16 protein-coding genes, 1 tRNA gene and 1 pseudogene are annotated in these 18,381 nt (G+C 24.5%); 9 read left to right on the top strand and 9 right to left on the bottom strand.

The features are described from left to right. Window positions 1-4: 4 nt before the first annotated feature. Together DM815_RS00735 and DM815_RS00730 are read right to left on the bottom strand one after the other, a co-directional pair. Entirely contained in the window at window positions 5-640 is a 636-nt protein-coding gene (locus DM815_RS00735; protein ID WP_110508604.1) for a succinate dehydrogenase cytochrome b subunit, read from the bottom strand. Between the two features lie 43 nt (window positions 641-683). Next, complete coding sequence (locus tag DM815_RS00730; RefSeq protein WP_110508602.1) at window positions 684-1,859, bottom strand: cysteine desulfurase family protein; 1,176 nt, start codon at window positions 1,857-1,859, stop codon at window positions 684-686. Between the two features lie 238 nt (window positions 1,860-2,097). Between DM815_RS00730 and rny the strand changes: the two genes are divergently transcribed. The 3 genes from rny to lpdA are packed head-to-tail and all read left to right on the top strand — an operon-like array spanning window position 2,098 to window position 6,134. After that, complete coding sequence (rny, locus tag DM815_RS00725; RefSeq protein WP_110508600.1) at window positions 2,098-3,669, top strand: ribonuclease Y; 1,572 nt, start codon at window positions 2,098-2,100, stop codon at window positions 3,667-3,669. A 13-nt stretch (window positions 3,670-3,682) separates the two neighbouring features. Then, a complete protein-coding gene (locus DM815_RS00720) occupies window positions 3,683-4,654 on the top strand; it encodes a deoxyhypusine synthase family protein (protein WP_110508598.1) in 972 nt (323 codons plus the stop codon). Window positions 4,655-4,709: 55 nt separating this feature from the next. Further along, the gene (lpdA, locus tag DM815_RS00715) at window positions 4,710-6,134 is read left to right on the top strand and encodes a dihydrolipoyl dehydrogenase (RefSeq protein WP_110508596.1); all 1,425 of its coding nucleotides are present in this window, start codon (window positions 4,710-4,712) and stop codon (window positions 6,132-6,134) included. Window positions 6,135-6,227: 93 nt separating this feature from the next. On the opposite strand, the pseudogene ung reads toward lpdA, so the two are convergent. Both ung and DM815_RS00705 read right to left on the bottom strand, forming a co-directional pair. After that, window positions 6,228-6,793, bottom strand: a pseudogene (ung, locus tag DM815_RS00710) (uracil-DNA glycosylase); the annotation flags it as partial. Between the two features lie 230 nt (window positions 6,794-7,023). Beyond that, window positions 7,024-7,353: a 4Fe-4S binding protein gene (locus DM815_RS00705; protein ID WP_110508594.1), complete on the bottom strand. Its 330-nt coding sequence runs from the start codon at window positions 7,351-7,353 to the stop codon at window positions 7,024-7,026. Window positions 7,354-7,401: 48 nt separating this feature from the next. On the opposite strand from DM815_RS00705, the gene DM815_RS03175 reads away from it, so the two are divergent. After that, entirely contained in the window at window positions 7,402-7,641 is a 240-nt protein-coding gene (locus tag DM815_RS03175; protein ID WP_235610019.1) for a hypothetical protein, read from the top strand. Between the two features lie 706 nt (window positions 7,642-8,347). Here DM815_RS03175 and ribD read toward each other — a convergent pair. The 4 genes from ribD to DM815_RS00680 form a co-directional block, all read right to left on the bottom strand. Then, window positions 8,348-9,376 carry a bifunctional diaminohydroxyphosphoribosylaminopyrimidine deaminase/5-amino-6-(5-phosphoribosylamino)uracil reductase RibD gene (gene ribD / locus DM815_RS00695; protein ID WP_110508592.1) on the bottom strand — a complete coding sequence of 343 codons (1,029 nt, stop codon included), beginning with the start codon at window positions 9,374-9,376 and terminating at the stop codon, window positions 8,348-8,350. 22 nt (window positions 9,377-9,398) lie between these two features. After that, entirely contained in the window at window positions 9,399-10,178 is a 780-nt protein-coding gene (locus tag DM815_RS00690) for a shikimate dehydrogenase family protein (protein WP_110508590.1), read from the bottom strand. Continuing rightward, entirely contained in the window at window positions 10,175-10,372 is a 198-nt protein-coding gene (gene rpsU, locus DM815_RS00685) for a 30S ribosomal protein S21 (protein ID WP_110508588.1), read from the bottom strand. Before rpsU ends, DM815_RS00690 begins: the two co-directional genes overlap by 4 nt. A gap of 31 nt (window positions 10,373-10,403) precedes the next feature. Then, window positions 10,404-10,478, bottom strand: a tRNA-Val gene (locus DM815_RS00680). A gap of 92 nt (window positions 10,479-10,570) precedes the next feature. Here DM815_RS00680 and recG point away from each other — a divergent pair. The 5 genes from recG to murA are packed head-to-tail and all read left to right on the top strand — an operon-like array spanning window position 10,571 to window position 17,780. Then, window positions 10,571-12,661 carry an ATP-dependent DNA helicase RecG gene (gene recG, locus DM815_RS00675; RefSeq protein ID WP_110508586.1) on the top strand — a complete coding sequence of 697 codons (2,091 nt, stop codon included), beginning with the start codon at window positions 10,571-10,573 and terminating at the stop codon, window positions 12,659-12,661. Between the two features lie 46 nt (window positions 12,662-12,707). Then, the gene (locus DM815_RS00670) at window positions 12,708-14,819 is read left to right on the top strand and encodes an ATP-dependent helicase (protein WP_110508584.1); all 2,112 of its coding nucleotides are present in this window, start codon (window positions 12,708-12,710) and stop codon (window positions 14,817-14,819) included. A 23-nt stretch (window positions 14,820-14,842) separates the two neighbouring features. Then, window positions 14,843-15,877, top strand: coding sequence for a cation diffusion facilitator family transporter (locus tag DM815_RS00665; protein ID WP_110508582.1), 1,035 nt, complete (start codon window positions 14,843-14,845; stop codon window positions 15,875-15,877). Next, window positions 15,867-16,460: a DUF4290 domain-containing protein gene (locus DM815_RS00660; protein WP_110508580.1), complete on the top strand. Its 594-nt coding sequence runs from the start codon at window positions 15,867-15,869 to the stop codon at window positions 16,458-16,460. Before DM815_RS00665 ends, DM815_RS00660 begins: the two co-directional genes overlap by 11 nt. A gap of 12 nt (window positions 16,461-16,472) precedes the next feature. Then, a complete protein-coding gene (gene murA / locus DM815_RS00655; protein WP_110508578.1) occupies window positions 16,473-17,780 on the top strand; it encodes a UDP-N-acetylglucosamine 1-carboxyvinyltransferase in 1,308 nt (435 codons plus the stop codon). Here murA and DM815_RS00650 read toward each other — a convergent pair. Further along, window positions 17,766-18,236 (bottom strand): thermonuclease family protein, encoded by a 471-nt coding sequence (locus DM815_RS00650; RefSeq protein WP_110508576.1) that lies wholly within the window; start codon window positions 18,234-18,236, stop codon window positions 17,766-17,768. The two genes, murA and DM815_RS00650, sit on opposite strands and share 15 nt — an antisense overlap. Between the last annotated feature and the right edge of the window lie 145 nt (window positions 18,237-18,381).

Genomic DNA, 18,381 nt, shown 5'->3' with positions numbered 1-18,381 from the left:
ATTACTATTGAAAAAAAAACCAAATAGCGATAATAGAGAAACCCGAACAAACAAACCAAAAATAAAAAAATCCTAACTTCTTTATCCAAAAAAATTTCTTTTTTTTATACAAACCTAATGATTGAAAAGAAGATTGAAATCCATGATTTAAATGAATACCTAAAACTAAAAAGGAGAAAACATATATGAATGTATATAGTGGATTTTTAAATAAGGTAATTACCATAATATAATCCGAAGTATTGCTATTATATTTCATGGGAATCGTAAAATTCATTAAATGCAAAATTAAAAAACATAATATGAGAAATCCAGTATAAATCATTGTTCTACTACTAAATGTAGTAATAGATTTTTTTACGAAAAAATCTACTTTACCTTTTGATTTTTCATTTTCCAAATGTATTTTTATTCCAAATAAAATATGGATAATGAAACCAAATGCAAGAACATATTCTAATATTCGTATAAAAATATTTTTTCTCATAAAAAAAACAGCATTATTAAATGCTTCTTCTCCGTAAAAAAGAAAGAAATTTACACTTAAATGAATCAAAAGAAAAGACATAAGAAATATTCCAGTAGTAGCCATAACTACCTTTTTACCAATAGAGGATTGAATAAAATTATACTGATTCACTGAATAAATAGGGAAAATACATTAAAGCAAAGATATTTCTTTTTTACCTTTTTTTAAGAAAAAATTTTTTTTCTATATTTTTAAAAGCTTCGATTAATAAATCAATATCTTTTTTTTCATTAAAAATTCCAAAAGAAATCCTTACAGGAGTCATATTCTTTAATAAATATTTATTTGAAATCGATTGAATAACATGAGATACATTTTTTAATGTTCTAGAACTACAAGAACTTCCCTTAGAAATAGCAATACCCATTAAATCTAAATGAAAATACAATAAATGATCTTTTTTTGGATAAAAAAAATTCAATATAGTAGGAATACTTTTATCAAAAGAATCTGATAAACCATTAAAAATAATATTAGGAATTATTTTTTTCAATTCTGAAATACAATAAGATTTTAAATTTCTAATTTTTTCTATATGATTCATAAAATTACAATAAGATAAATGTAAGGCTTCCGATAAACCAAGAATTCCATAAACATTTTCTGTTCCTGAACGAATTCCATATTCTTGATTTCCCCCTGTAATTAATGATTTTATTTTTTTTATTAATTTTTCCCTAACAAAAATAAATCCTATTCCTTTCGGTCCATAAAATTTATGTGCACTAGCAGTGGCGAAATCAAAAGGTAATTGATTCATATTAATGGGAAAGTTCCCAATCATTTGAATTGTATCGGAATGAAAATAAGCGTTATTTTCTTTACAAAGAGTCCCCACTTTATCTATTTCTAATAGATTACCTATTTCGTTATTAGCGTACATTAAACTCACAAGAATTTTTTTAGAACGATTTTTTTTTAATAGAATTTCCAGATGATTTAAATCTATAGTTCCTTTATCTTTAATTTTAATCAGTTCTACAAAAACTTTATATTTACAACATAAATCTGAAACTGTTTGTAATACGGAATGATGTTCCAATGGAGAAGTCAATATATATTGAACTTTTAAATCCATGACCGCCGATCTCAAAATTATGTTGTTCGCCTCCGTTCCACCAGAAGTAAAGATGATTTCATATGGAGAAGACTTTATATTTTTTGCTATACGAATTCTAGATTCTTCTATTATAGAACGAGCTTCTCTTCCATAACGGTGTTGTGTAGAAGAGGGATTTCCAAATGAATATTTTAATGCATTCACCATAACTTTTATAACTTCGTTTCTTACAGGTGTTGTAGCCGCATTATCCAAGTATGCTCGTTTCATTAAATTAATTCTTTATAGAAAGTTAAAAATATAAGATTCTAACAAATATATAGCTTCTTATATAATAAAACTCCGTAGGCTAAAAAATATTTAAAAAAATACTTCATTTGTATATTTATGATTGATCCTAGTCTTTATTAGAATAATTATAAGATTTTATATCTTCTACTTATTTATTAGTTTTTTTTTAAAAATGTTATTAAAATGTCTATTTTATTTTTATTTAAATTAAGTAAATATGAAAATAAATGTTGGATTTTCGGTCCTAATGGGGTTCATGATTGGAATTATTACATGTTATTTTTTTGGAAAAAAAACAATATTAAAAAAATATATTCAATTATTAGAAAAAGCTAATATTAAAGCAAAAAAGATTATAAAAAATGCAGAAAAAGAAGGAGATTCTATAAAAAAAAATAAAATTTTTCAAGCAAGAGAAAAATTTATAGAACTTAAATCTAAATATGAAAAAGACATTCATTTTAGAGAAAAAAAAATAATTAATATAGAAAATCAAACAAAAGAAAAAGAAAATAGACTTTCAAAAGAAATTGAAATTTATTTTAAAAGAAATAATCGCCTAGAAGAAAAAATGCTTGATTATGAAAAAAAATTTCAAATTATTCAAAAAAAACAGGAAGAATTTAACAATATTCATATGAAACAAGTAGAATTACTTGAGGAAATATCCGAATATTCTTCTGAAGAAGCTAAAAATGAATTAATTGAAATACTCAAAGAAGAAGCAAAAGTAAAAGCACAATCACATATACAAAACATTATAGAAGAATCACAATTAACTGCTAAAATGCAAGCAAGAAAAATTATAATTCAAGCTATCCAAAGAATTGGGACGGAACAAGCAGTTGAAAATTCTGTATCTATTTTTAACATAGAATCAGATGATGTAAAAGGACGTATTATTGGACGAGAAGGAAGAAACATAAGATCTTTGGAAAAAGAAACAGGTGTAGAAATTATTGTAGATGATACTCCAGAAGCAATTCTTTTATCTTGTTTTAATCCTATACGAAGAGAAGTAGCTAGATTAGCTCTTCATAAATTGGTAATAGATGGTCGTATACATCCTGCAAGAATTGAAGAAATTGTATCAAAAACCGAAAAACAAATTGAAGAAGAAATCATAGAAATAGGAAAAAAAAATATAATTGATTTAGGGATTCATTCTATACATCCAGAATTAATTAGAATGATAGGACGAATGAAATACCGTTCTTCTTATGGACAAAATCTTTTACAACATTCTCGAGAAGTTTCTCATTTATCCGGAATATTAGCTTCTGAATTAGGATTAAATTCAAAATTGGCAAAACGTGCAGGATTATTACACGATATTGGAAAAGTTCCTGAAAAAGAATCTGAACTTTCTCATGCTATTTTAGGAATGCAATGGGCTGAAAAATATGGAGAAAATGTGGAAATTTGTAACGCTATAGGATCTCATCATGATGAAATAGAAATGAAAACTCTCATTTCTCCCATTGTACAGGTATCGGATTCTATTAGTGGAGCACGTCCTGGAGTAAGAAAAAATTCTTTTGAATCTTATTCAAAAAGATTAAAAAACTTGGAAAATATAGCTTTCAGTTTTTATGGAGTTAATAAGGCTTTTGCTGTACAAGCAGGTAGAGAACTACGTGTTTTAGTAGAAAGCGAAAAAATAGATGATAAAAAAGCTTTTCAATTATCTTGTGATATAACAGAAAAAATAAAAAAAGAAATGACTTATCCTGGTCAAATAAAAGTAACAGTAATTAGAGAAACCAGAGCTGTACAAATAGCCAGATAAAATAAAAAAAATCATGAAAGAGTCTATCACTTCATTTATCGAAAAATATTTTCTTCATTTTAACGCTCTATCTTTATCAGAAGCAGCTAAAGCCTATAAATATCATATTAAAAATAATGGAAAAATGATGATAACATTAGCGGGAGCTATGAGTACTGCAGAATTAGGAAAAATTCTAGCTGAAATGATACGAAAAGATAAAGTTCATATTATTTCTTGTACTGGGGCTAATTTAGAAGAAGATATAATGAATTTAATAGCTCATACACATTATAAAAAAATTTTTAATTATAGGGATTTAACTCCTGATGAAGAAAAATCTTTTTTAAAAAAAGGTTTTAACCGTGTTACGGACACTTGTATTCCAGAAGAACAAGCTTTTAAACAATTACAAAAACCTATTTTCAGGATTTGGAAAAGAGCTCAAGAAAAGGCCGAAAGATATTTCCCCCATGAATATATTTATCAATTATTACTGGAAAATATTTTAGAACCCTATTACAATATTAATTCAAAAGATAGTTGGGTCTTAGCTGCAGCAAAAAAAAATTTACCTATAGTAGTTCCAGGTTGGGAAGATAGTACAATAGGAAATCTTTTTTCTTCATATTGTATAAAAAAATTATTTTCTCCATTTATCGTAAAAAATGGAATCGAATATATGATTTATTTAGCAAAATGGTATCAAAAAGAATCTATAAAAAATAAAATAGGATTCTTCCAAATAGGCGGAGGAATATCTGGGGATTTTCCTATTTGTGTTGTTCCTATGCTATCACAAGATATAGGATTAAAAAATACACCTTTTTGGGCTTATTTTTGTCAAATTTCTGATTCTACTACTAGTTATGGATCCTATTCAGGAGCTATTCCTAACGAAAAAATAAGTTGGGGAAAATTAGAAAAAAATACTCCTAAATTTATTATTGAATCAGACGCAACTATTGTTGCTCCATTAATTTTTGCATATATATTAAATATGTAATTTATTCTAACTTGTTTATTTATGTAACTTCTTTACATAAATAAAAAATTTCATAATGAATAATTACGATATTGTTATTATAGGTTCTGGTCCAGGAGGTTATATTTCTGCTATTCGTTCAAGTCAACTCGGTCTTCGGACAGCTATTATAGAAAAACATCAAAAATTAGGTGGGACCTGTCTAAATGTAGGATGCATTCCTTCCAAATCACTTTTATATTCTTCCAAATATTTTCTTTTTGCGAAAAAACAACACTATCTACATGGAATTTTTTACGAAAAATTATCCTTAGATTTCGAAAAAATGATGAAAAGAAAAAACGATATAGTAAAAAAAATAAATGAAGGGGTTCAATATTTAATGAAAAAAAATAAAATTGATTTATATCAAGGAATAGCATCGTTCAAGACTAATCATAGTTTATCTATCATAGATAAAAAATCTTTAAAAGAAATAAAAAAAATACAATTTCAATATTGTATTATAGCAACAGGATCCAAACCTACCTGTCTTCCTTCATTAAATTTTGATATAAAAAAAAGAATTATTTCCTCTACAGAAGCCCTTTTTCTAAATGAAATACCAAAAAAATTAATAGTAATAGGAGGAGGAATTATTGGATTAGAATTAGGTTCTATTTATCATAGATTAGGAAGTCAGGTGATTATTATTGAAACTATGGATAAAATTATATCAAATATGGATCATTCCTTAAGTAAGGAAATTCAAAAAATTTTGGAAAAATCTTCTATTCAAATAGAAAATTCCTTATTAATAAATAATATAGAAACATTAGAAGATACTAAAGAAGTAATGGTTCATGTTAAAAATAAAAATAATGGAAAAAAAATGAAATACATAGGGGATTATTGTCTCCTATCAATAGGAAGAGATCCCTATACTAAAAATCTTGGATTGGAAAATATAGGTATAAAAAAAGATAAAAAAGGATTTATCCTGGTTAATGATTTTTTACAAAGTTCTATAAATAATATCTATGCTATAGGAGATGTAATAGGAGGAAAAATGTTAGCACATAAGGCAGAAGAAGAAGGATTATACGCTTCAGAACACATAGCTGGACAAAAACCAAATAAAATAAACTATAACTTGGTCCCTTCCGTAATCTATACTCATCCTGAAGTTTCCAGCGTTGGAAAAACAGAAAAAGAAATAAAAAAAGAAGGAATAGAATATAATATAGGAATTTTTCCAATGAAAGTATTAGGAATAGCACTTGCAAGTGGCCATACATCAGGTTTTGTAAAAATTTTATCCCATAAAAAAACGGATGAAATACTAGGAGTTCATATGATAGGGGAACATGCCTCAGATATGATTATGGAAGCCACTGTAGCAATGGAATTCCGTGCTTCTTCAGAGGATATTTATAGAATATGTCATCCTCATCCAACTTTTAGCGAATCTATCAAAGAAGCGGCATTATTGAGTTTTGAAAATAATTCAATACATATGTAATCACCAGATTACAGGATCTTTCCCTTTTTTAATCAAAAATTGATTAGCTTTTAAGAAATGTTTTGATCCAAAAAATCCAAGATTTGCAGAAATAGGAGATGGATGAGAAGTCTTTAAAAGATAATGATTATTGGAAGAAGAATGAATTATAGACTCTTTTTTTTTTGCATATTTTCCCCATAATAAAAAAACAATATTTTTTTTTTATTGGAAATTATACGGATTATTTGATCCGTAAAGATTTCCCATCCCCTATTTTTATGAGATCCAGGTATACCCATTCTTACTGTTAAGATAGAGTTAAGTAATAAAACCCCTTGTTTTGCCCAAACGATTAAAGATCCACTAGAAGGAAAAAATTTCCTTTCAAAACAACTATTCACTTCTATAAATATATTTTTTAATGAAGGTGGAAAAGAAATACCTTTAGGAACAGAAAAGGAAAGACCATCGGCTTGATTTTTTTTATAATAAGGATCTTGTCCTAAGATAACTACTTTAACTTCTTGAAAAGGGCAATAATTGAAAGAGGAAAAAATATTTTTTTTATCTGGAAAACATATATGATCTCTATATTCTACTTTAATGAAATTTAATAATGATTGAAAATAAGGTTTATTCCATTCCTTTTTAATAAAATATTTCCAATTACAATTCATTTTATTACTTTTTTTTATTCCTAATGTTTATGGAAATTTCAAACTTCCTGAATAATTAACTTTAGTTACATATTTATCAAAAATAGTATTTTTACTATGAAAAAAATAATAGAAATTGAAAGCCCCCTTTTTTCTCAATAAAAAAATGGATTAATTAATGGGAATCTATTATGTATAGAATAAATAGTATCTAAAAAAAAATGATCAAAAAATGAACGATAAATTCTATATTAGAATTTTCTATGGACCCCATCATGTAAAAAATTCTTCTTCTTAAGAAGATTATCCTTGGATTCTAAATGATTTTCATCCAATACACAACAATTCACTGGACAAATAATTGCACATTGAGGTTCTTCATAAAAACCAACACATTCTGTACATTTTTCTGATACAATAAAATAAATATCCTTTTTTTTAGGATTTTTAGGTTTTGTTTTTTCTTTAGATGTCCCATCTGATATTCTCCATTTTTTCCCTCCTTCATATATTGCATGATTAGGACATTCCAATTCGCAAGCTCCACAATTTATACATTCCTCTGTTATTTTTATAGACATTTAAATTAAATAAGATAATTTCATTAATTAAATTAATAGAATAATATTATGATTCAAGTTTTTGATGAATTAGGTCATTTTCTTCGAAAATTTAAGAAATTTTATGTAAATGAAAAATATATTTCAAGTCATTTTAGAAAATTTTTTTATCCTTTTCAAAATATTATTCAAAAAATTCCAACTTTCAATAGTGGGTTTAGAAAAGAATATTTATTAATTACTATTGAACAATGGGGAAATATACTTAGAAAAGTAATTATAGAATATTGGATTAAACAATATTCTTGAAAAAAAAACCAATAAAAATTGTTTTAGTAATTATTCCAGGTAATATACAAATAGTTGTATTTCATGATTTCTTATATGTTATTTTATCAGGAAATCGTATTTTAATAAAATTTTCCGAGGAATAAAATTTATTTTTTCCATTTTTATGAAAAAAAATTACTTATATAAATTATTTATTGAAAAATAAAATTTACTAAAAATTTTTTCAAAGAAAAATATAATTATGTTATAGAAAGCGGAAGTAATAATCCAGCTCTTTATTTCGAATATTATTTTCGAAAATATCCTATGATTCTTAGAAAAAAACGACCATCTATAGATAGACTAAAAAAAATGAAAATAATAGAGATTTAATCTCTTTAAATAGAGATATACTAACTTATTCTGGAATAGGATATAGAAATGTTGGAAAAATATTTATTCCTTTTATACGTACGATGAATAGATATTCTATTCATAAAAATGATCTAATTTTTTTAATAGAAAATAAAGACTATCATAGTCCAATATATGTAGTTTTCTACGAATTTTATAAAAATTAAAACGATTTAAAAATATCTATTAAAAAAAATAGAGAACATATACAATGTATAGTATCAAAAAATATTTTTACAAATGAAGTATCTTTTGGAAAAATAAAAAATCCTAAATTAAATGATTATGCCAATAATATTGATACAATCCTATTTCTTATAGAAGAAGATCATTAAAATGGAATCTTAATAACTAATTTATCTTTTTCTATATACTTTTTTCTTAAAATTTTTCCACTTATTATAGGTGCTTCTAATCCATTTTTCAAAAAAATATTACAGATAAAAATTCTAGATTCATCCCAAACTTTTTCTTTTATAAAACTTTCTAAGGTCATTTTACCTCCCTCCACAATTAGAGAAAGAATTTTTTTTTTGTGTAAATAATTTAAGATATTTTTTATTACTCTTTTATCAAAAGAAATCTGAACAAATTCTGTATTTCTACGGTTTTCTTTTTTTTTCTCTGTAAAAATAATTGTGTATTTCGTTCTATCTAAAACAAAATAAGAATCGGATATACTTAAATTTCTATCAAGGACAATTCTAATAGGATTATTTCCAAACCATTTTCTAACGTCTAATTTTGGATTATCATTGATAACCGTTTTTCTACCAACTAAAATACTATCCTCTTCAGATCTCCATTTATGACTCAATTGTCTAGAATAAACTCCACTAATCCATGAATTTTTTTTTATTAAATCATCCATAAACCCGTCATAACTTTGTGCCCACTTCAATATAACATAAGGTCTATTTTTTTCATAGAAAGTAAAAAATCTTTTATTCAAAAAACGGCATTCATTTTTTAATACATTTTCTATTACCTCTATTCCACATTCCCTTAATTTTTTTATCCCTAATCCATTTACCTTATCACAAGGATCTTTTATTCCTATTACAACTCTAGGAATCCTATTTTTAATAATTAAATCAACACAAGGGGGGGTTTTACCAAAATGAACACATGGTTCTAATGTTACATAAAGTGTAGAATCCACCAACAAGGATACATCTTTCACAAAATTAATAGCATTTTTCTCTGCATGAAACATACCTACTTTATAATGCCATCCTTCTGAAAGGATCAATCCATTTCTTTCTATAACACATCCTACCATAGGATTAGGGGAGGTCATCCCTAATCCATTTTTAGCCAATTGAATAGCTCTATACATAAAGATTTTTTTATATTCCATTTTTAAAAATTTAATATGGAGATCAAGAATTCCATATCTTCCAAGATTCTTCTGCTTGAATACGAAACATTTCTAATCCATTTCGAATCATTGCTCCTTTTTCCTCTCCTTTTTTTAAAAATAAAGTTTTAGGTGGATTATAAACTAAATCATAGAGATAATGATGAGAAGATATATATTCATAAGGTAAAGAAGGACATAAATTTATTTTTGGATAAGTTCCTAAAGGAGTACAATTAATAATAATTTTATAATTTTCTAATAAATCTTGATTAATTTCTTCATAACCAAAAAAATCTTTATTTTTTTTCCTAGAAACATATTTATGATATATTCCTAATTTATTTAAAATAAAGGAAATAGAACTGGAAACCCCCCCAGTTCCTAAAATTAATGCTTTTGGATTTTTATATGATAATTTATTTATATCCTTTTTAAAGGATAATTCAAAACCTAAAATATCTGTATTGTATCCAATACGATTTTTTTCCTTATCAATTTTTACAACATTTACAGATCCAATAATTTTTGCTTCTGGCATTAATTCAGTAATAAAAGAAATGATGCTTTTTTTATATGGAATAGTAATATTGCATCCTTTTAAATAAGGATTATTAAAAATAGATAAAACTTCCTCTATATTTGGAATATCGAATATTTCATAAGTAACTTTAAGAATAGATTCTTTTTTAAATTTTTTTAGAAAAAATTTCTTTGAAAAAGAATAACTAATTCCTTTTCCAATCAATCCAAAAATATATTTATGGTTTTTTTTTTTAGAAAAACTACTACATTTTATCATTCTTCTCTTTTTAATCTCATTCTCTCTCTATATATAGCTCGTAATATTTCATTTCTTCTTCCTTCAGAAGGTTTTATATATTGTTGTTTTTCTCTAAAATCCTTTAAAATACGAGTTTTATCAAATTTTTTTTTGCATTTTTTTAGAGCTTTATCAATAGATTCTCCTTCTCTAACTGTCGTAATTAATACCATATAAAAAAATAATTGAAATAAAAAATCATAGTGGACACTATCGGATTTGAACCGACGACCTCTACTCTGTCAAAGTAGTGCTCTAAACCAACTGAGCTAAATGTCCTTTTTTACAAAATTAAGTATTTTTTATTTATGTAATAACAAGAGAATTGATTATTATCCTTAATTAAAAATAGACTATATAAATTAAAAAAAATGTTACATAATATATTAGAAAAATCTATAGAAAATTTAAAAGGATTAAGCTTAAAAAAAGCACGTTTATTCAAAATAGAATTAAATATTCATACATACGAAGATTTTCTTTTTTTTTATCCAAAAAAATATGTCAATTATCCCATATTAGAGGATATATCGGAATTAAAATTAAAAAAAAAAACTTACGAAAGTATCATACAAATATCGGGAAAAATTACAAAAATTGAAGAAGTTAATTATAGAAATAAAAAAGGAAAAATATTAATAGCACGTTTAGAAAATAAAACGGGATTTATTGAATTACTATGGTTCCATAAAACCAATTTTTTCAAAAGAAATATAAAAAAAAACGTTCCTATAATAGTTTATGGAAATATTAAATATTTTCAAAAAAAAATTCAAATTATTCATCCAAATATTCAAAAATTTCAATTATTAAAAAAATTTCTTTCCATATTTCCTATATACTCTATATCTAAAAAACTAAAAAAAAATGGAATAAGTAATTTTTTTATGATCAATTTATTGAAAAATATAATAGAAGAATCAAAAAATAATATAGAAGAATTTTTTTTTCAGGATTTGATGAAAAAAAAATTAATGCATAGAAGAGAAGCATTGATTCAAATCCACTTTCCACAATCTTTAGAAAAACTATTCCAAGCACAATATCGTTTAAAATTTGAAGAGTTATTTTTTTTTAAACTATCTCTACTATCCAAAAAAAATAGAAATAAAAAATTTTTATATAGTTATCCTTTTTTTAAATTAGGCAAAAATTTTTACAAATTTTACAAATATTGTTTACCATTTTCTTTAACAGAAGAACAAAAAAGAGCTTTTAAAGAAATACGAAATGACTTAAAAAAATCCATTCAGATGAATCGATTATTACAAGGAGATGTAGGATGTGGAAAAACGATAATTGCTGTATTATCTATGCTTACTGCATTGGATAATGGATACCAATCTTGTTTAATGGTTCCTACTGAAGTTTTAGCTATACAACATTATTTTTCTATTCAGAAAATGGTTTCTTTAATTGGAATTAGAACTGCTTTATTAACAAGTTCTATCTCTATGAAAAAACGAAAATGTATATATCGTGATCTTCTTACAGGTAGAATATCTATTCTTATAGGAACACACACTTTAATTCAAGAAACAGTTCATTTTCAAAATCTTGGATTAGCAATAATTGATGAACAACAACGTTTTGGTGTAGAGCAAAGAGCTAAAATTTTGGAAAAAAATAAAAAACCACCTCATATTTTGATTATGACAGCTACCCCTATTCCTAGAACCTTATCAATGACTCTTTATCATGATTTAAATATTTCCATTATCAAAGAATTACCTTTAGAAAGAAAACCAATAAAAACCATTCATTTTTGGAATAAAAAAAGACCTAAGGTACTTGAAATTATAAAAAATCAAATTTTGAAAGGAAGACAAATATACATTATATATCCTACTATAGAAAAATCAAAAAAAAATGAATATCAAAATTTGATAAATGGCTATCAAATCCTAAAAAAAGAATTCCAAAATTTAGAAAATAAAATAGGAATTCTACATGGTAGAATGAACTATCAAGAAAAAAATATTCAAATGGATCGATTTTTAAGTGGAAAAAATAAAATAATGGTTTCTACTACGGTGATAGAAGTAGGAGTTGATGTTCCTAATGCTTCAGTTATTTTAATAGAAAATGCAGATTGTTTTGGATTATCTCAATTACATCAATTAAGAGGGCGAGTTGGTAGAGGCCCATATCAAAGTTATTGTTTTCTTATGACAAATGAAAAAATAAGCATTGAAAGCCGTTTTAGAATGAAAGTAATGTGCCAGACTAATGATGGATTAGAAATATCTAAAAAAGATCTTAAATTACGAGGGAGTGGAGATTTAATAATAGGGACAAAACAAAGTGGAAAAAGTTGTTTACGAATGGCAAATCTTATAAAAGATTATAAATTAATGAAAGAAGTAATCCCAATTGCTCAAAATTTTTTTTACAAAAAATCCAATTTTTTTTTAAATCATAGAGTTTATAAATACTATAATAAATACTTATGGAAAAAATAAGTTAGTTGATTTGCAAGAAATCTAAAAACATGAATGATATATATATATGTATAGTTTGAATAGTTTACAACGTAAAATTATAAAAACAATTAAAGGGCCAGTTCTTGTTATTGCTGGAGCTGGATCTGGAAAAACACGTATTATAACACATAGGATTGTTCATATGATCAATAATTTAGGAATAAATCCATCTAATATATTGGCTTTAACTTTTACTAATAAAGCGGCTAAAGAAATGAAAAATCGTATTTCAAATATGATGAATAAAACTGATTTTAGTTTAATTTCATTAGGAACTTTTCATTCTATATTTTCTGGAATTTTACGAAAAGAATCTCATTGGCTTGGTTACAAATCTAATTATACTATTTATGATCAAAGAGATTCAGAAAATGTTATAAAAAAAATATTAGACGATACAAATTTTAAAACATCTTTTAGTCCCATAAATATTAGAAAAAAAATATCTGAATATAAAAATAATTTATTCGATAAATTAAGAAAAAAAGAAAAATTCTATTATAAGGATATAAAAAAAATTTATGAAATTTATGTAAAAAGATGCTCAAAAGCCGAAGCTTTAGATTTTGATGATATACTGCTTCATACAAATTATTTATTTTTTCGTTTTCCAAATGTACTGCATAAATACCAAGAAAAATTTCAATATATACTGATTGATGAATATCAGGATACCAATTTTTCTCAAAGCACTATCATTAAAAAATTATCCTATAAATATAGAAATATTTTTGCAGTAGGCGATGATGCGCAAAGTATTTATGCTTTTCGGGGAGCAAATATTTCAAATATTTTAAATTTTCATAAAGAATACAATGAAGCCAAAATTTTTCGTCTTGAACAAAATTATCGTTCCACTAATCACATAGTAGAGGCCTCTAATAAAATTATTTCTTTTAATAAAAATCAACTTTTTAAAAAAGTTTGGACCAAAAACGAAAAAGGAGATGAAATAAAAATATATGGGGCTTTTTCAGAAAAAGAAGAAGCACAATATATTGCTGATTATATCCTTTTTCAGAAAAAAATTAAAAAATTTCAAAACAAAGACTTTGCTATTCTTTATAGAACAAATACACAATCCCATATTCTAGAATATGCAATGAAAGAAAAAAATATACCCTATAAAATAGGTGGATCTATATCATTTTATAAACGTAAAGAAATTCAAGATTTATTAGCTTATTTTAGAATTATCAATAACCAAAAAGATGAGGAATCTTTATTAAGAATAATCAAAAAAAAAATAAACAATAAAAAAACTATTAAATTAATATTAATATTCTCTCAAAAAGAGAATAAAACTATATATAATATTTTAAAAAATCTGAATATATATCATCCGTACATAAAAATACATAAAAAAACAAAAGATAAATTAGAAAATTTAATTTTTATAATAGAAAATTTTCGTTTAAAATTAAAAGATAAAAATACATATACAATAGCCAAATATATAATTAATTTTTTATTGAAAGAAAACAAAAAGAACAATTATAATCATGATAATTTTAAACTTATATTGGATAATATATCTCATTATATTAATGATCAAAAACAATTAAAAGAAAATGGAGATATAAGTTTATCTGGTTTTTTACAAAATTTTTCTTTAAAAGAAGGAATAAATGAAAATGAAGAAGAAAATAAAGTTTCGTTAATGACAATTCATTTATCTAAAGGGTTAGAGTTTCCAGTTATTTTTATTACAGGGTTAGAAGAAAATTTATTTCCTTCAAAATCTAGTTTAGAAAACCAATTAAAACTTGAAGAAGAACGTCGTTTATTCTATGTTGCTTTAACCAGAGCTCAAAAAAAAGCTGTATTAACTTATACAAAATATCGTTTTTTATGGGGTAAAAAAATTGTGAATATTCCTAGTCGTTTTATTCATGAACTCAATGAAAAGTTTATTGAAAAAAAAAAAATATCAATTCCTAATTATTCATACAAATTAAAAAAAACTGATTATGAAAAAACATTAATAAAAAAAGGAATAAAAGTATTTCACAAAAATTTTGGAATAGGAACAATTCTAGATATACAAAGACAAAATGAAATAGCTATAATTAAATTTCAACAATCAGGAGAAAAGAAAATTTTACTAAAATTAGCTAAACTGATTATTTATTCATAAACTTTTTTCCATCCATTTTTATTATGGAAGATAAAAAGATAAAAGTAAATTTTAGTCTACAAAAACTAATTTGTTTCGTAGCAGTAATTTTATTTTTCATTAAATTAATTACTTGGCATATAACTTCTTCTATTTCTATATTTAGTGATGCTATGGAAAGCATAACCAATATAATTAGTGGATTTATAGGATTATATAGTCTTTATGTATCTTCTTTACCTAAAGATCACAATCATCCATATGGTCATGGAAAAATAGAATTTATATCCACAGCAATAGAAGGTTTTTTAATTTTTTTCGTAGGAATTATCATTTTTATAAAAACTTTTATACGTGTAAAAAATCATGAAACGATCTTCTTCCTAAGATTAGATTATGGAGTTTATTTAATGTCTTTCACAGCAATTATTAATTACTTTTTAGGTATTTTTGTCTGTAAAATAGGAAATAAAAATGGAGCTTTAACGTTAATAGCTAGTGGAAAACATCTTCAAATAGATACCTATTCTACTTTTGGTCTAGTGATAGGATTAATATTACTAAATATAACTAAATGTATATGGATTGATTCTATTATTTCTATTATTTTTTCCTCTCTAATTTTTTATACAGGGTTAAAATTATTAAGATATGCTACGGCTGGAATTATGGATGAATCTGATAAAAAACTTTTAAAAAAGTTATCTTTTTATATAAATGAAAAAAGAGATATTCATTGGATTGATCTTCATCATTTAAAAATCATTAAATATGGAAGTTCTTTACATATTGATTGTCATCTAACTGTCCCATGGTTTTTTAATATAAAAGATGCTAATCAAGAAGTCCTAAAATTAACAAAATTAACAAAAGATAAATTTGGAAATAAAGTAGAATTATCTGTACACGTAGATGCTTGCACAGAAAATCATTGTTTCACCTGTTTCAATAATTCATGTAGAGTTAGAAAAAATTTTTTTCAAAAAAAAATTCTTTGGACGTTAGATAAAACTTCATATTACAATAATAATAGAAGAAAAGATCTTATTTTTATAAAAAAAAATAAATATGGAATATAATACTAATCGTTTTAAATTAGTTATACCAGAATATGGAAGAAATATTCATAAAATGATCGATTATGCGATAAAAATAAAAAATAGAAAAGAACGTAATCGTTGCGCATGGAGTATCATTAAATTAATGACGTATTCCAATCCTAGATTTAAAATTCCTTATTTTCAACATAAATTATGGAATCAATTATTTATTATGTCTAAATACCAATTGGACATTGATCCACCTTTTCCAAAACCAAATCCAGAAAAAAGAAAAATTTATCATTATAAAAAAGTTGTATACCCTGAATATTTAACCGATTTTCGATATTATGGAAAAATTATAAGAAATATGATACATGTAGCCATACATTGTAAAAATAGTAAAAAAAAAGAAGGATTATTCTATGCTATAGCAAATACCATGAAGAAAAATTATTTAAGATGGAATAAAAATATTGTAGAAGATGGTGTCATATTTAAAGATTTAAAAGACCTTTCAAAAGGAAAAATTTGTTTAATGAATAAAACAAATCCATTATTACAATATTCCTATCTTTTAAATCCCAAAAGAAAAAAAAATTATATGAGAAAAAAAACATGAATATGAAAAATAATGGCTTCTTTTAAAATAGAAGGTGGAAATTTTTTAAGTGGAGAAATAAAACCACAAGGAGCAAAAAATGAAGCTTTACAAGTTTTATGTGCAGTTTTATTGACATCAGAAAAAATAAGAATAAAAAATATTCCAGAAATAGGAGATGTTAAATGTTTGATAAAAATTCTTAAAAATTTAGGAGTTCTAGTAAAAAAAAATAATATTGGAGATTATACTTTTCAAGCAAAAGACATTTACCTTGAATATTTAAACACGAAAAAATTTTTTAGTGAGTATGGAAAATCTATTAGGGGGTCTGTCATGATTGCTGGTCCTTTATTAGCTAGATTTGGAAAAGTATGTATGCCAATTCCAGGAGGGGATAGAATTGGTCGTAGACGTTTAGATATTCATTTAAGAGGGTTTGAATCCTTAGGAAGTCATATAGATTATAAAGAAGATAAATATTTCTATATTTATTCTAAATATTTAACAGGCCAATATCTTCTTCTAGAAGAAGCTTCTGTAACAGGGACAGCGAATATTATCATGGCCTCCACTTTAGCTAAAGGAAAAACAACTATTTATAATGCTGCTTGTGAACCATATATTCAACAATTATGTAGATTATTGAATAGAATGGGAGCCAAAATAAAAGGAATAGGTTCTAATTTAATTCATATTATCGGAGTTACAGAATTAAGTGGATGCACACATACCATTTTACCTGATATGGTAGAAATAGGAAGTTGGATAGGATTAGCAGCAATTACTAGTTCCGAAATAAAAATTCGAAATGTTAGTTGGAAAAATCTAGGAATAATTCCAAATACATTTAAAAAAATGGGAATAAAATTAGAAAAAAAAAATGATGATATTTATATTCCATCTCAAAAATATTATAGAATAAAAAAATTATTAAATAACGCTATATTAACAATATCCGATTCCCCATGGCCAGGATTAACTCCAGATTTGTTAAGTATTTTAACAGTTGTAGCCACTCAAGCAAAAGGAAGTGTTTTGATTCATCAAAAAATGTTCGAAAGCAGATTATTTTTTGTAGATAAACTGATTGAAATGGGTGCACAAATAATATTATGTGATCCTCATAGAGCAACTATTATTGGATTAAATCATCAATCTTTTTTGCGAGGATCTATCTTAAATTCTCCAGACATACGTGCAGGTATATCCCTTTTAATAGCAGCACTTTCTGCTAAAGGAACTAGCATAATAAAAAATATAGAACAAATAGATAGAGGATATGAAAATATTGATCAACGATTACGTATTTTAGGAGCAAATATTTCACGAATAGAATAATTTTTTACTTTTTCTCCAGTAATATGGATTAATAGGGTTCTTTTCCCTCCATAATCCCATTTTATTTTTTTTCGCTATATTTTCTATTTTTTTATATTGAATATTTTTAGAAAATTTCCATACCCAAGCTAAACCTGATTTTAGTATCTCCTTCCCTAAATCTTTATTATTCTCATAAAGGACTAATCCAACAAAACGATTGTATCTATCTCTTTTCACATTTTTAATTATAACTATTTTATTCAAAATTTTTTTTATTAAAAAATTTTTTGCTATTATCCCATAAGCTTGATTTTTTTCTGGGCAATCTATATCCGAAATCCTTATTTTGTAATCTTTCATTTTTTTTTCATAAATTTTAAAAGTATCTCCATCATAAATTTTAATCACTTTTCCTGTAATTTGCGATATTATCGATAATGAAATAATGAAAAAAAACTTAACAAAAAAAGTCATATTTTATTTTTTTTAAGAAAAAAATATTTTCCAAATTTTCATGTATAAACCAATAATTGAATTAAAAATAATTTTTTATACAATTTATTATTATTCCCAAAATCAATTAACTTTATATATAATATAAATGAATAAATGAAAAAAA

The sequence above is a fragment of the Blattabacterium sp. (Cryptocercus kyebangensis) genome (assembly GCF_003226855.1).
Lineage (GTDB): Bacteria > Bacteroidota > Bacteroidia > Flavobacteriales > Blattabacteriaceae > Blattabacterium.
This window is presented reverse-complemented; position numbering and strand designations above follow the sequence as displayed.